The organism is Ilumatobacter sp., from assembly GCF_039969435.1.
Taxonomy (GTDB): Bacteria; Actinomycetota; Acidimicrobiia; order Acidimicrobiales; family Ilumatobacteraceae; genus Ilumatobacter_A.
This window is the reverse complement of the sequence record NZ_JBDVNU010000028.1, coordinates 73603-88396: the sequence shown is the minus strand read 5'-3', so window position 1 is coordinate 88396 and position 14794 is coordinate 73603. Positions and strand designations below refer to the sequence as shown.

Here is a 14794-nt window from a genome sequence, read left to right as displayed (position 1 = left end):
CATTCTTGAGTGCTCACTGAACGCCTTGAGGAAATTCAGAGATTCGAACCTGACAGCCTCAAGGTCACATCATTTGTGACGAAGGAAAGGCTGTGCCCCTCATCGTGATCGCAGGCATCGCCGTGTGCGTCGCCCTGATCTCCCGTTGGCGACTGGAGTCGCTCGCTCATCGACGACGCGTCGACGGACTCGCCTGGAGGATCCACGTCAACGGCATCCGTGGCAAGTCCACCGTGTCGCGCATGATCGCCGGCATGCTGCGTGAACACGGCCTGGTCACCGTCGCCAAGTCGACCGGGACCTTCGCTGCGGTGATCAACCGCGACGGCGTCGACGAACCGATCGAACGCAGAGGTCCACCGACGATCCTCGAACAGATCGAGCTGTGCAGGAACTACGTCACCGATGACGTCGACGCCCTGGTCATCGAGTGCATGGCACTCAAGCCCGAGTACCAGAGAGTGTCGGAGCAGATGATCGTGCGCTCCAACATCGGCGTGATCACGAACGTTCGCGAGGACCACCAGGACGTGATGGGCGAGACGCTCCCCGAGATCGCACGTTCACTCCTGTCCACCTGCCCCCTCGACGGGATCCTCGTCACGTCGGAGTCGAACCCGGAGATCGTCGAGATCATGCGCGAGGTCGCGCACGCCAACGGGACGACGTTGATCGTCGCCGATCCGGAGCGGATCACGGACGAGGAGAACAACTCCTTCGACTTCATCAGCTTCAAGGAGAACGTGACCATCGCCCTGTCGGTCGCCGAGATCATCGGGATCCCCCGCGACGTGGCCATCCGCGGCATGGCGCGAGCCGAACCGGACCCGGGTGTGTTGCGCATGAAGCACCTCCGTCTCGGCACCGGCGACCGGATGAAGAAGGTCACCTGGGCGAACCTCTTCGCGGTCAACGACCGCGAATCGATGGTGGCGGCGATGGAGAAGCTCGAGCCCTTCACCATGCCCGAGACGCTCGTCGTCGGCATCCTCAACAACCGCGCCGACCGCGAACGTCGCGCGATCCAGTTCGCCGACGTGGCCGTGAACGACCTGGAGTTCGACCGTCTCGTCACGTTCGGCGCCTACGAGGGCCTCGTCACGGACCGCCTCCGATCGAACGGATACGACCCCGATCACATCGTCAACCTCGGTGACGAACACTCCTTCACGCAGGACGAGATCATCGAGCGGATGATCCTCGCCCAACCGGCGGCGCACATCCTCGTGGTCGGCTTCGTGAACATCCACACGCACCAGGCCGAGGAGATGCTCGAGTACTTCGAGCACGAGGCCGAACCATGGCACGACGACTTCGCCAACGAGGTCTTCGGGACGAGCGTTCCGGAGGCCGCAGCCTGACCGGCGCGAGCACACGATGCACGACTATCTGCTCTCGTCGGAATGGGTGCGCTTCGCCTTCGTGCTGGGCGTGGCGGTCTCGATGGTCATGTACGAGAAGCGCCACCTGACGACCGGGTCCATCGTCGTCCCCGGCTACATCGCGGTCTTCCTCATCCACCCGCTGGTGATCGTCGCGACCTTCCTCAATGCGTTCGCGACCTACCTCCTCGTCAATCGACTCCTGCGTCGCTACTTCCTGCTGTACGGACGCACGAAGTTCACGCTGCTCGCGATCATCTCCACGTCGATCCAGACGCTGATGCTCCGGCTCACCCCGTCCGGTTCCTGGTTGTGGGAGGCGGACATCCCGCTGTTCATCGGCGTCGGGTACGTCGTGCCGGCGCTCATCGCTCACGACATGGCCCGCCAGGGCGTGGCCAAGACGACCAAGTCGGTCCTGATGTCGGGCGTGATCGTCGCGATCCCGATCGGCATCGCGCTCGTCCTCGACCTTCCGGGCGTGAACGACCTGGCGCCCGTCAGCGGCTTCGGACGTCTCGCGCTCCCGGTGTCGTGGCTGCCGCTCGCCGTGATCCTGTCGATCCTCGCCTCGTGGGCCGTGGCGCACAACTACGACCTTCGCAGCGGTGGGTTCGTCGGCGCCGCCTTCGTCGGCATGTTCATGGCCGACCCGTGGCAGCTCGTGATCGCCGTGGTGATCGCGCTCGCGACGTTCGTGATCGTGGCGAAGTTCCTGATGAAGCACATGATCCTGTTCGGCCGCCGGAAGTTCTCGTCGATGCTGCTGGTGTCGGCGTCCATCTCGTGGTCCGGGCTGTGGATCGGCGACCGCTTCCTCGACGCGACGTGGCGGGAACACCTGGGGGTCGGATCCCTGGCACTCACCCCGCTGCTGTTGCCCGGGCTGCTCGCCAACGACGCTCAACGCACCAGCCCGAAGCGCGTGTTCCAGGGTCTCGTCGTCGCCGGACTCTTCGCGATGAGCACCACTCTCTGGATCCGCTCGATCTTCGTGGCCACACCCCTGCAACCCGCGTACGTGGCGATGTCCGCGGCGACCACGCTCCTGTTGTTCTTCCCGCAGATCGCTCCGATCCTGGATCGCATCCGCTCCGGCGCAGCGCACGACGGACACGCCGTCTCCGGCGTCGACCTCGCCGCGCAGGCTCCGTTGCCGTCGCCCCTGTCCGCCGCTGCGGCTGCAGCCGCTTCCGCCTGGACGCTGACGCCGTGGACGACGTGGGCGATCGAGCATCCGGAGGCGGCATCGAATGCCGAATCCTGGCTCGATCGGCAACTCTCCCGTTCCCGCGGGATGTTCGATGGTCCGCTGCCCGGAGCCGCCGCCACCGACGCATTCGACCGGATGTCGTCGGACGTGCTCCTCCACGCACTGGATGCGGGCCGCGGCATCGACACGACCCCCCGTCGTCCCGACGCCGACCGCACATCGGCACCCGCTCCTGCCCCCGCTCGCGTCCTCCTCGCCCCGTCGGCGACGCACTGAATCGGGCGATGTCCGTGGCCCGTCCGACACCGTCGACCCGAGTCGTGGCGAGTCAGGTCGACGCGTCGTGACACCCGAGAACGAGCCGACGGGTTCGGCGACGCACCTGGCGAAGCGCGCTGCGGCGGCGGCTCTGGCGATCTCGCTCGTCGGGGCGCTCGGGTGCGGAGCGTACGATCGCATGGAGAGCGACCCGCCCGGTGCGCCGACCGCCGTGGTCGTCGTCACGGTCGCCGACGAGGGAGGTCGTCCGCTCCCCGATGCCACCGTCACCGTCGGCGGCGAGGCGACCTTCGTCGATTCCCTCGGTCGCGTCGAGCTCGTGCTGGAGCGACCCGACGTCGCCGTGGTCGCCGCTCCCGGTCACCTCGACGAACCCGTCGCCGTGGCACCTCGTGACGGCGCGGTGTCGGTGGAACTCTGGAGCCGCACCGATGAGCGGGGTGGCTCGCGGGTCAGCATGACGTTCGGCGGCGATGTGATGCTCGGTCGGCGGTACCTCGATCCCGATCGGTCCACCCCGTTCATCGACGGCGCCGATTCCGCCCGCAAGATCGTCACCGACATCGCGCCGCTCTCGGCGACGTCCGATGCGACGATCGTCAACCTCGAGACCGTCGTCGGTGAACTCCCCGTCGAGCAATCACTCCCGGCGAAGCGGTTCCTGTTGCAGTCGTCTCCCTTCGTCGTGGAGACACTGGACGAGATGGGCGTCGACGTGGTGACGTTGGGCAACAACCATGCGTACGACTGGGGCGACGACGGCGTCCGGTCGACGATCGAGGCGCTCGACGACGCAGGGATCGAGCACGTCGGTGCGGGACAGACGGATGCCGACGCGACGCGCGGCCGGATCGTCGACGTGGAGGGAATGTCGCTGGGCCTCGTGTCGATGACCACGGTGAACGGCGACTACGTGAACGACCAGCTCCCGTCGCCCGACGAGGACCCACCCGCCGACCTCGCACCTGAGGACGACTGGCAGTACCAGCAGAGACTCTTCTCGCTGCGCGCACCGGTCGACGGCGATCGCTCGATCGACGACATCCGCGTCGCCCCGAGACCGATCCGGATCAGCGAAGCGTGGAACGTCGTGGAGGAAGCCGAACGCCGCTTCGCGGACGGGGAGGCGACCGACGTGTGGGTTGCCGCTGCGGATGCCTTCCCGGAACTGCAGGACTGGGTGGCCCGACGCGGGCACGGAGGTGCGGCGCAGTGGCGGCAGTCGGCGATGGAACGCGAGGTGAAGCGACTGCGCACGGCGGGCGCTGACTTCGTCGTGGTCCAGATCCATGGCGGGTACCAGTTCGCCGACGTGGGCAGTTCGTTCATCCAACAGGCGTCGCGCACCGCGATCGATGCCGGTGCCGACGCCGTGATCTCCCATCATCCACACGTGCTCCAGGGGGCCGAGTGGTATCGCGGCAAGCTGATCGCGTACAGCCTCGGGAACCTCGTCTTCGACCAGGACTTCCTCGCCACCTTCCCGAGCGCGTTGCTCCGAGTCGTCACCGACGGCGACGAGGTCCTCGACGTCCGCTTCCTCCCGCTCGTGCTCGACCGTTACCGCCCGACGCCGCTCACCGGCAACTCCGCTCAGCGGGTGATCCGAACCATCGACGCTCGTTCGGCTCTCGCCGGCAGCAGCGAGCGGGTCGTGGGGCCACGGGTCGGCACCGTGCTCGACGCACGTCGCACCGACGACGACGGCCGCCCACCCGATTCCGAACCGGCGGTCGTGCGCTTCGAGCGCAACAGCGGAGTGGTCGGACTCGGTCGCGCCGAATCCAGCGTCTCGATCGACCTCGACCCCGACGGGTCGGCACCGCTGCCTCCCTGCACGCTCGTTCGCACCGACCTCCTCGACGACGACGTCCAGATCGGCGTCGACCTGTTCGGTTGGGGCCACGTCGACCGCGACACGACGGATCAGCGACGCAACTCACCGGTCAACCTCCTCGTCCCCGCCGATCCCGGGAGATGGTCGACGTCGTCGGCAACCGACGACGACCCGTTCGATCTCGCGCTCGGTCTGCACAGCGACCCGAATGCGCCCGTCACCACGCGCCTGCTGGCGCTGGCCGACGTCGACGATCATCGTCTCTTCGACGACGCCGGGGCTCCGCTCGACGCGCCGGCCGACTACGAGATCCGGCTGCGGGCCCACCGCGAGCGCGGCGAACGTCCGGTGCTTGAGTTGGCGGTCTTCGACTTCGACGATTCCGATCCCACCGTGGAACCGACCACGGAACGAGTCGACGGAGTCGAGATCGCGCTCGACCTGCCCGACGACGGAGAATGGCACCGACTCACGGTCCCGGTTCCCGGGCGGCTGTCGAATCGAGAGGGGCCCGCCTTCAATGCAGCGGGCATCCGCATCGAGATGCCGCCCGCGCTGGTCGCACACCTGACGATCGACGAACTGGCGTTGATCGAATGGCGCGGCGCGACCGAATCGGACGCCGCCGTGTGGGGTCCCGCCGACATGGTGCGATCGACCTCCGCCGACGCCGTCGAACTCGTCGTCAGCGGTTGCTGAACGCCGGTCAGGTGTTCGCCGGTTGCTCGACCGAATCGGCGGGGACGGCCGGCGGTTCGGGCAGGTCACCCGGCCCGAGGTAGACGATCACCTTGGCCACGCCGATGCCGGCGACGGGCGGCGCTTCGCTCGAGGGCAGGATCGTGATCTCGGCGAGGTCGTACCCGAGGTCCTGGGCGACGACCTGGGCCTCGCCGAGGAACGGCTCGACGTAGTAGATCACCGTGGTCGCCGCGGCGACCGCGCCGACGACCCCACGGACGTCGAAGTAGCCGACGTCGTTGAGGCGGGCGATCACCGGCGGGATCCGCTCACCGACCGACGTGCCGTTGACGATCAGCACTCCGGTGAAGAAGCGGTCGGTCGGAGGAACCGACGTGGCCGGGATCGGAACGACCGTCGTCGTGGTGGTCGTGGTGGTCGTGGTCGTCGTGTCGGGGACCGTGGTCGTGGTCGTCGTGGTGGTCGTGGTCGTCTCGGGAATCGTCGTCGTCGTGGTCGTGGCGGGGACCGCGTCGGACTCGGTGGTCTCCTGGTAGAGCAACGTGGCGAGGAGGCCGGCGACGAGGACGCCGAGGATGATGTTCAGTGCGGTGGTCTTGGACATCGTGTGGCGTCGGCGGTGTTTCGAGTGGACGGGACCGACCACGGCTCGGGCCTCGTCTCGCCCGGCGAGGCTATCCCGTTCGGCGACGGTGGGCCCGGATGGCTCGGCCTACAGTGCGTCCGGTGAGCGACGTGGACCTCAACCCGGTGCAGCAGCGCACGCTCGATCGGCTGAGGCGCACCGGCGACCCGGTGGTCTTCGACCGTGACTTCGTGAACGACATCCGCGACGAGATGCAGGCTGCGCTCGACCACTTCGCCGGCCGACTCGAGGACCGCGAGGAGGTGTGGATCTCCAAACACAAGATCGCGTCGGTGCTCGACTGCGAGGAGCACTACCTGCAACCCGACGAGTTCGAGTGGACCGCGGCGAACGCGAAGGGGACCGTCGCCCATCGCGCGATCGAACTGCTGCTGTCGTGGCGGGGGGAGCCGACGCCGATCGACCTGGTCGACGAGGCCCTCAGCCGTCTGGCGAACGAGAACAGCGGGGTCGGGCTGTGGGTCGCGACGCTGGACGACGGCGACGAGGCCGACGTGCGCAGCCAGAGCGTGGAGCGTGTGACCGCGTTCCTCGAGAACTTCCCGCCACTGTCCAAGAAGTGGCGTCCGGTCACCGAAGCGTCGGTCAGATGGCCGAACCGGGGCCCGATCACGCTGGCGGGCAAGGTCGACCTGCTGTTCGGCGCTCCGTCCGGCGTGGAGAGCCGCAAGGTGATCATTGACCTCAAGACGGGGCGACCGAACACCCGCCATCGCCAGGACCTCGCGTTCTACGCGCTGTTGGAGACCCTCGTGAGAGAAGTGCCGCCACGCAAGGTCGCCACCTTCTACCTCGACGCCGCCGACGCCCATGCCGAGGACGTCACCGAAGCGATGCTCGAGACGGCGATGCGTCGCACGCTCGACGGCATCAATGCGGTCATCGAACTCGGCTCCGAAGGGCGAGCGCCGCGGCGTCGGGCCGGGGTGAGTTGCCGGTGGTGCCCCCTGCGCACCACGTGCGAGGTCGGCATCACCCACCTGGCTGCGGTCGCCGACCACTGATCGCCATCGTCCTTCCCGTGTCGCTCCGGGATCGGAGCCACCGGGTCGCACAAGTGTTCGTCGTTTGACATTCTTCCGATCCTTTGTTGCATTCCATCGACACTCGGCTATCCTCATCTCTACCGACTCCCCCTCCACCATGTCGACAGACTGCGATCGGAGGGACACGAATGAATTCGACGACAGCCGCCGGCGCAGCCTGGTGCGCTCTCTCCACGACCGATCCGTCCGATCTCGATCGGGACGGCATCGCCGATTTCCTGCGCTCGATCTCTGCGGTCCGCGCTGCGTGCGACGCAGCCGAGGTGCTCGCCGTTCGCCGCACTCGCGAGCTCAGTGCCGCCGGCCACTCCGGGCCAGCGGAGAACGTGCTCGCCGACCACACCGGTCGGTCGAGTCGAAGCGCTCGCGATGCAGCAGCCCGCGAGGAGGCGTGCCAACTGATGCCGGCGTTCGAATCGGCCCTCACCCACGGCCAGATCAGCGCCGGACACCTCGACGTCGCAGCCGCCGCCCATGCGCGGTTGACCGATGACGTCGCCGAACAGTTCGCCGCGTTCGCCGACGACCTCGTCGCACGCTCGCAGCAACTCGGCGTCGATGCGTTCGACCGCGAATGCCGCGATCTCGCACGGCACCTCGCCACGATGAACGACCGCAACGCCGAAGTCGACGAACTCGAACGCCAGCGGGCAGCTTCGAGCGTCAAGCGCTGGGTCGACCGTGGCACGGGGATGTGCAACACGCTCATCAGTCTCGACCCACTGCGCGACGCGACGATGTGGAAGGCCATCAACCAGCAGGTGGGTCGCGAGCGTGCTCGACGCCTCAGCGACGGGCAGCAACCGCTCACGTTCGCCGCGCTGCAGGCGCGAGCCGTGGTCGACATCGTCACGCGAAGACCGGCGCACACCGACTGCTCGGCATCCGACCCCGACGCCCGCCGCACCACGAACGCCTCCGGCATTCGTCTCCCGGAGATCTCGATCCTGTGCGATCTCGACACGTTGGTCACCGGTATCCGATCGACCGGCGCCATCTGCGAAACCGACGACGGGGTGGAGCTCCCTCCCGACGTCGTGCGACGCATGGCGTGCGATGCCCACATCATCCCGATCGTGCTCGGCACGAACGGCGAGGTACTCGACCAGGGCCGACGGGAGCGAACCGCCACACCTGCCCAGCGCAACGCTCTCGCTGCGATGCACCGGGGCTGCGCCTTCCCCGGCTGCACGGTCGGTTTCTCCGACTGCCGGATCCATCACGTGCGATGGTGGTGGGAGCACAACGGCCCCACCGACATCGACAATCTGCTCCCCGTCTGCGAGAAACACCATCACGTCGTTCACGAAGGCCGCTGGGGACTCACACTCGATTCGGAGCGAACCGCCACGTGGACACGACCCGACGGCAGCGTCCACCATCGAGGCACCACGATCGATCGTCGCCCCCGTCACGTTCCGCTCAGACGGTAGGCGAGATGGAACAAACGATCTGTCCGGCGCACCGAACCGACCGCCCACGCCGGGAACCAGCAAACCGGTAACCCGGCCGACCTCGACGGGCCCAGCCCGATTCCACCCGGAACCACGGTGGATAGCATCGCGCCCATGAGCGAGCCGGTGCAGTCGATCGATCGCCACTCCAGGGTCTTCGTGGCGGGCCATGGCGGACTCGTCGGCTCGGCGATCATGCGTCGACTCGAGGCCGACGGCTTCACGAACGTCCTCACCGCGACGCGTGCCCAACTCGATCTGCGAGACCAGGCCGCGGTGTCGACGTGGTTTCGTGACCACCGCCCCGACCACGTGTTCCTCGTCGCGGGAACCGTCGGCGGAATCATGGCCAACAGCACCCGACCGGCCGAGTTCATCTACGACAACATGATGATCCACGGCACGGTCGTGCACGCTGCCCACGAGACCGACGTGACCAAGCTGCTGTACCTCGGCTCGTCGTGCATCTACCCTCGCCAGGCCAACCAGCCGATCGACGAGGACCAGTTGCTCAACGGTCCCCTCGAGCCCACCAACGAGCCGTACGCGATCGCCAAGATCGCCGGGATCAAGGTGTGCCAGGCGTACCGTCAGCAGTACGGGCGGGACTTCATCTCGGCGATGCCGACCAACCTGTACGGGCCGAACGACAACTTCGACCTCACCTCCAGCCACGTGCTCCCGGCACTGATGCGCAAGTTCCACGAAGCCAAGTCCGCCGACGACCCGCGGGTGAACGTGTGGGGAACGGGTTCACCGATGCGCGAGTTCCTCCATGTCGACGACCTCGCCGACGCATGCCTGTTCCTGATGGACAACTACAGCGACCACGGCCACGTCAACGTCGGTACGGGCATCGACCTCCCGATCCGCGACCTGGCCGAGAAGATCCGCCAGGTCGTGTTCCCGGATGCCGAGTTGATCTTCGACCACACCAAACCCGACGGCATGCCGCGCAAGGTGCTCGACGTCGGCAAGCTCAACGCCTTGGGCTGGACCCCGTCGATCGGACTCGACGATGGCATCGCCTCCACCTACGCCTGGTTCCTCGACCACGTGGACACCGCCCGCGGCACGTGATTCGGGTGGGTGTCGAGCGGCGAGCCGACGAGGTTCGACCTGCGCCTGCCGGCCACTCCTGATCGCACCGACCGGGACCGACGCACATTCGCCGTGCCGCTTCCGCCCACCCGCGCGGGCGGCGCGTCCTCCGGCACGACACCATCGGGTCCGACGGACACCTGGCTCGTCACGTGGGGTGGGTCAGGCGTCGAAGTCGGTCTGGCCGACGGTGCCCGACACTGCGACGACCTCGGGTGCGACGAGTTGCCAGTTCTGGCCGCTGTGCGACATCTCCACCCGGATCACGCCACGCGACGGGATGGCTCGGTGGACGTCGACCACTCGGCCCCGCTCGGAGGCCGGCTCGTCGAGCGACGTCCGGGTGCATCCGGTCTCGGAGTCCTGGAACGTGCCGACGCCCGACGCCTCGAGGTCGGCACACGAATCGGCGAGGGTTCCGAGGGCGACCGAACGGGCCGACTCGACGTCGGCGCCTCCGTAGGACGTGAGTCGCACCTCGAGCGTCACCGCCTCCCCCGCCGACATGCCCGACATCGAACACATCGCCTGCTTGACCGACTCGCCACCCCTGACGTGCTGGTCCTCCACCGCCAGGCTCCACCGTTCCACCACGCTGGGCGGCACCAGCGAACACAGGTCTCCGGGCAGGTCGGCCGCCACGACCGGCGCCACCTCCTCGCTCGTCCCACACGCGGCGAGCGCCCCGGTCAACACCAGCGTCAGCCCCAGGGCCCGCACGGGCCCCACGATCGGCGAGCGCTGGTCCATCGGGCGCATCCTCATGGACTCAGCATGCCGCTCTCGCTCGGACCGAGACCAGGGGACGACTCCCCTGACGTCTCTCCTGACGCCTGGCCTGGCGTCTCTCCCGATGTCTCTCCCGATGTCTCTCCTGGAGCCCGGCCCGGCGTCTCTCGCGCCGCTCGCGAGGGCGCGAATCGGCTGACGAGGATGATGCCTGCGAGCGCCACCGACAGCGGCACCATCCACGCCACGGCGACCGCATCGCCGGCGGCCCACCCTGAGTCGTCGCCGAAGGCCACGATCGCTCCCACCACGCCGGTTCCCAGCGCGATGCCGAGGTTGTCGGACAGTTGCATCGAGGCGGTGGCCGAGCCGACCGCCTCGTCGGGCGCGCTGCGCAGGGTCAGTTGCGTGTGGGCCGCATAGGACAGACCCATCCCGAAGCCACCGAACACGGCGCCGACGTGGATCAGCCAGTACGGAACGGCATCGGGCTGCGCCCCGAGCGCGACGACTGCGATGCCCATCGCCAGCGAGCAGTAGCCGGCGCGGATGAAGCGGGCCTCGCCGAGGCGCACGATCCAGCGATCCTGGATCCAGGCTGCGCTGGTCCAACTGACCGTGACGACGGTGACAGCGACGCTGCCCACCAACGTCGAGAGCCCACGACCGTTGGTGATCGCGAACGGGACGAAGGCGTCGAGTCCGAAGAAGGCGAAGGTCAGCACGCCGCGAGACAGGATCACCGCCGGCAGACCGCGGGCCGCGCGTAGCGTCCCGGATGGCGTGAGTCGACGGAACGGTCCCGTCGCGAGGACGGCGCCGAGCACGAGGGCCGGCCCCAGCAGCACCCGATCGCCGGTGAATCCGGCAACGGCCACCGCCGCTCCCGCCGCCACGCGGGTGGCCTCCACGAGGCGACGCCGGAAGAACCTCACGCGCTGCGACGTACCACCGGTGACGGGGCCGAGCCGCATCATCGCGGGAAGCACGAGCGTGCCGGCGACCACCACCAGCGGGAGCAGGCCGAGGAACACCCAACGCCAGCCGACTCCGTCCGCGACGCGCTCGGCGACCACGGGCCCGACCAGGCCGGGAACGACCCATGCCGTGGAGAGGATCGCGAACATCCGCGGTCGCTGGGCGACGTCGAACGCGCGACCGATCGCGACGTAGCCGATCGCCGGGACGACACCCGCACCGAACCCCTGGACGAAACGCCCGAGCACGAGGACCGGCATGTCCGGCGCAGCCCCGCCGATCAGCAGACCGATCGCGAACAGGGTGAGTCCGATGGCGTACGGCACACCAGCACCCCGACGGTCGGCCTGGTCGCCGGCGAAGACGATCCCGATCATCGTCCCGAGGAAGAAGGCCGTGGTGACCCAGCCGTACCAGGCGATGCCGCCGAGGTCGTCCTCGATGTCGGGCAGGATCGTCGTGACCGCGAGCGATTCGAATGCGACGAGTGTGACGACGGCGACCAGCCCGATCTTCAGGGTGCGGAGGCCGGCCGTCGCACTGTCCCCGACGGCGGCCGCTGCGTTCTCCCGATGGCGGTCGGCCGTGTCGGCATCGATCGAGTCCGGTGCACGGGTGGCCTCAGCGGGAGTCGACTCGACACCGACCTCGCGATCGTCACCGTCGGTCCCCGCACTGCGCACGTTCGCACCGTACGACCTCGTGCGCGGCGCGGACACTGCGAACTCTCTCTCCGCAGCGCGCTCCTGCGTGACTTCCGTCAACTCGCGTGGCAACCCTTCTCCCGATGCGTAGTATTTCACGCAAGTATCCGTCATCCCCAAGGAGAACACCATGGCCACCGCCACCGCAACGAAGTCCGCCACGAAGTCCGCCACCGCCGCCACCAAGTCCGCCGCGAAGTCGGCCACCGCTGCCACGAAGCGCGTTGCGACGACCGCCCGGGATCAGCTCGACGCTGCTCCGGACGCGGCGAGCATCGCTCACCGGATCGAGACCCGCCTCGACGAGATCCAAGGCAACCTGCCGCGCATTCCGGCGAAGTGGCTGGAGCTGAACCGTGCGGTCGCCGACCGGACCATCTCGACCAACCGCCGCAACCTCGAACTGCTCCTCGGATCGGTCCAGACCGTCGCGAAGACCACCGACACCGGCGTGCGCACCGTGGCCGGCACCATCCGCTGGACCGTGAGCCAGACCGTCGATGCCGCCACCACCGGCGTGCGTCGCGTCACCGGCCAGACCAAGGCGCAGGTCAGGATCGCCGTCGACACGCTCGACGACCAGGTCTCCGACATCGCCGACGAGGTGGCCGACCGTCTCGACGCCACGATCGCGTCGACCAAGGCCGCCGACACCCGCGACGAGAAGGCCCACCTGAACGCCAAGACCAAGGACGAGCTGTACGAGCAGGCACAGCTGCTCGAGATCGACGGCCGCGCCGACATGACCAAGGCCCAACTGGTCAACGCCATCGCCAAGGCCGTCTGACCCCCGTTCGACCGGAACGACCGGCCGGATCGGGTCTGACCCACTCCGGCCGGTCCGCTCCGGACCCGTTGCGTGGGCTGTCGGGTCCTCTGGTCAGCCGAAGGCGATCGGAAGGATGACCGCCGACGTGGCGAGCGTCGAGAGGGTCAGTGGGAAACCGACCCGCGCGAAGTCGGAGAACCGGTACCCACCGAGTCCGAACACCATCAGATTGGTCTGATAGCCGACGGGCGACAGGAACGAGCACGACGCACCGATCAGCACGGCGATCGCCAGCATCCGGGGGTCCGCGCCGACGCCGTCCGCGACCGAGATCGCCACGGGCACCATCAGCGCCGCCGCCGCCGTGTTGGTCACCAGTTCCGTGAGCGCGATGGTCGCGAGCATCGTCACGACCACGATGCCGACGTTGCCGAAGCCCAGCGACTGCGACCGTTCCACCAGGTCCGCCACCTCGTCCGCGAGGCCACTGATCGACACCGCCGAACCGAGGCTGATCGCCACCGCCATCGTGGCCACGACGTTCACGTTGATCGCACGCAGGCCTTCGTTCATCGAGATCGCCCCACCGGCGACGACGACGATGGCGGCCAGCACTGCTGCTTCGAACAGGTTCAGTACGCCGAACGCTGCGAGCAGGATCATCCCGAGCGTGGCAGCCACGACCAACCCCGTCCGGTTGCGTCGCTCCGGCGGCGGATCGTCGACGGGCGCGACGAGGGAGAAGTCCGAGTCGTTCCTCCAGCGGCCGACGAACCCGTCGTCGGCGAGCACCAGCAGCACGTCACCGGCGCGCAGCGGGATCCGTCCGAGCTGACCACCGAGGTCGCCGTCGGCGCGGTGGATCGCCATCACCGCACCCCCGTACTGCCCGCGAAACGCCACCGAGCGCAGCGTCGAACCGACCAGTTCCGACGCAGGCGCCACCACTGCTTCGAACAGTCGGGTCCCGGGTCCCTCGGCGCTCGACACGTGATGTTCCTCGAGCGGCGTCAAACCGTCGAACGCATGGAGGTCCACGATGCGCGCCACGTCGCCCACGAAACAGCACACGTCCCCGGCACGCAGCACGGTGTCGGGCGACGCGGCGAGCGCGGTCGGGTCGGCGTGTGTGTCGTCGGCGCGTTCGACGAGAGCGAGGAACACGCCGTCGAGGCTGCGCAGCCCCGAATCGGCCACCGTGCGGCCCACCAGCGGACCGTCGGCGACGACGCGTGCCGCCACCTGGAACTCCCGCCCACGCTGTACGAGGTCGGGGGCCACCGCGGTGCGTTCGGGCAGCAGGCGGCGGCCGACCGTGGCGAGCAGCACGACACCGACGATCGCCACCGGGAGGCCGACGATGGTGATGTCGAACACTCCGAGCGGTTCCTCGCCGGCCTGGACGAGGAGGTCGGCCACGACGAGGTTGGTCGAGGTCCCGATCAGCGTGACGACACCGCCGAGGATGCTCGCGAACGAGAGCGGCAGCAGGAAACGGGAGGCGTTGGCGCCGCGGCGCTGCGCCCACCGCACCACCCGGGGGGCGAACATCGCCACCAGCGGTGTGTTCGGGACCACCGACGAGATCGCCGCGGTGGCCGCGGTGAAGGCGAGCATCGGCCGCTTGCTGTCGAGCAATCGGTCCACGACGTTCGCGAAGGTGCCCGTGGCCGTCACCGCTCCGGCGAGCACGTAGAGCGCGGCGATCGTGGCGGGCGCCGAAGCGGACAGTCCGCTCAACGCCACCGGCGTGTCGATCACGTCCGCGTACAGCAGGACGCCGACGGCACCGGCGAGCACGTAGACGGGTGCGAGTCGGTCGAGCACCAACACGCCCACGGTCACGACGAGCACCGCAAGGGTGACGACCGAGTCGGTGGTCACGGCATCGGGCCCGGAGGAGCGGCCACGGGGCGTGCGGGCGGTGCGAGACCGACCGACACGAGACCGACCG

General features: G+C 68.3%; 11 protein-coding genes. 7 read left to right on the top strand and 4 right to left on the bottom strand.

Features of this window, described 5'->3' with window-relative positions; translation table 11 throughout:
• Window positions 1–92 precede the first annotated feature (92 nt).
• The 3 genes from pgsB to ABJK40_RS13920 all read left to right on the top strand — a co-directional run bounded on the left by pgsB (window position 93) and on the right by ABJK40_RS13920 (window position 5410).
• Entirely contained in the window at window positions 93–1361 is a 1269-nt protein-coding gene (pgsB, locus tag ABJK40_RS13930; protein WP_348478904.1) for a poly-gamma-glutamate synthase PgsB, read from the top strand.
• A gap of 16 nt (window positions 1362–1377) precedes the next feature.
• Complete coding sequence (locus ABJK40_RS13925) at window positions 1378–2871, top strand: poly-gamma-glutamate biosynthesis protein PgsC/CapC (RefSeq protein WP_348478903.1); 1494 nt, start codon at window positions 1378–1380, stop codon at window positions 2869–2871.
• Between the two features lie 67 nt (window positions 2872–2938).
• The gene (locus tag ABJK40_RS13920) at window positions 2939–5410 is read left to right on the top strand and encodes a CapA family protein (protein WP_348478902.1); all 2472 of its coding nucleotides are present in this window, start codon (window positions 2939–2941) and stop codon (window positions 5408–5410) included.
• A 7-nt stretch (window positions 5411–5417) separates the two neighbouring features.
• On the opposite strand, the gene ABJK40_RS13915 is transcribed toward ABJK40_RS13920, so the two are convergent.
• On the bottom strand, window positions 5418–6017 hold the full coding sequence (locus ABJK40_RS13915) for a hypothetical protein (protein WP_348478901.1): 600 nt from the start codon (window positions 6015–6017) through the stop codon (window positions 5418–5420).
• Window positions 6018–6139: 122 nt separating this feature from the next.
• Here ABJK40_RS13915 and ABJK40_RS13910 point away from each other — a divergent pair, with 122 nt between their 5' ends.
• From ABJK40_RS13910 to ABJK40_RS13900, 3 genes are all read left to right on the top strand, one after another.
• Window positions 6140–7063 (top strand): PD-(D/E)XK nuclease family protein, encoded by a 924-nt coding sequence (locus ABJK40_RS13910; RefSeq protein WP_348478900.1) that lies wholly within the window; start codon window positions 6140–6142, stop codon window positions 7061–7063.
• A gap of 170 nt (window positions 7064–7233) precedes the next feature.
• Window positions 7234–8538 carry an HNH endonuclease signature motif containing protein gene (locus tag ABJK40_RS13905; RefSeq protein WP_348478899.1) on the top strand — a complete coding sequence of 435 codons (1305 nt, stop codon included), beginning with the start codon at window positions 7234–7236 and terminating at the stop codon, window positions 8536–8538.
• A gap of 135 nt (window positions 8539–8673) precedes the next feature.
• A complete protein-coding gene (locus ABJK40_RS13900; RefSeq protein ID WP_348478898.1) occupies window positions 8674–9639 on the top strand; it encodes a GDP-L-fucose synthase in 966 nt (321 codons plus the stop codon).
• 183 nt (window positions 9640–9822) lie between these two features.
• Here the strand turns inward: ABJK40_RS13900 and ABJK40_RS13895 are convergent, their stop codons facing one another.
• Both ABJK40_RS13895 and ABJK40_RS13890 read right to left on the bottom strand, forming a co-directional pair.
• Window positions 9823–10425: a hypothetical protein gene (locus tag ABJK40_RS13895; protein ID WP_348478897.1), complete on the bottom strand. Its 603-nt coding sequence runs from the start codon at window positions 10423–10425 to the stop codon at window positions 9823–9825.
• Window positions 10422–12050 carry an MFS transporter gene (locus tag ABJK40_RS13890; RefSeq protein WP_348478896.1) on the bottom strand — a complete coding sequence of 543 codons (1629 nt, stop codon included), beginning with the start codon at window positions 12048–12050 and terminating at the stop codon, window positions 10422–10424. The genes ABJK40_RS13895 and ABJK40_RS13890 overlap by 4 nt, the downstream gene beginning before the upstream one ends.
• A 151-nt stretch (window positions 12051–12201) precedes the next feature.
• Between ABJK40_RS13890 and ABJK40_RS13885 the strand changes: the two genes are divergently transcribed.
• Window positions 12202–12858, top strand: a complete 657-nt coding sequence (locus ABJK40_RS13885; protein ID WP_348478895.1) for a Rho termination factor N-terminal domain-containing protein — start codon at window positions 12202–12204, stop codon at window positions 12856–12858.
• A gap of 93 nt (window positions 12859–12951) precedes the next feature.
• Here ABJK40_RS13885 and ABJK40_RS13880 read toward each other — a convergent pair whose 3' ends face one another.
• The gene (locus ABJK40_RS13880; RefSeq protein WP_348478894.1) at window positions 12952–14724 is read right to left on the bottom strand and encodes an SLC13 family permease; all 1773 of its coding nucleotides are present in this window, start codon (window positions 14722–14724) and stop codon (window positions 12952–12954) included.
• Window positions 14725–14794: the final 70 nt, after the last annotated feature.

Coding starts and splice junctions, on each gene's coding strand:
- ABJK40_RS13925 (WP_348478903.1), top strand. CDS start 1,378: ATGCACGACTATCTGCTCTCGTCGGAATGGGTGCGCTTCGCCTTCGTG.
- ABJK40_RS13915 (WP_348478901.1), bottom strand. CDS start 6,017: ATGTCCAAGACCACCGCACTGAACATCATCCTCGGCGTCCTCGTCGCC.
- ABJK40_RS13905 (WP_348478899.1), top strand. CDS start 7,234: ATGAATTCGACGACAGCCGCCGGCGCAGCCTGGTGCGCTCTCTCCACG.
- ABJK40_RS13900 (WP_348478898.1), top strand. CDS start 8,674: ATGAGCGAGCCGGTGCAGTCGATCGATCGCCACTCCAGGGTCTTCGTG.
- ABJK40_RS13895 (WP_348478897.1), bottom strand. CDS start 10,425: ATGAGGATGCGCCCGATGGACCAGCGCTCGCCGATCGTGGGGCCCGTG.
- ABJK40_RS13885 (WP_348478895.1), top strand. CDS start 12,202: ATGGCCACCGCCACCGCAACGAAGTCCGCCACGAAGTCCGCCACCGCC.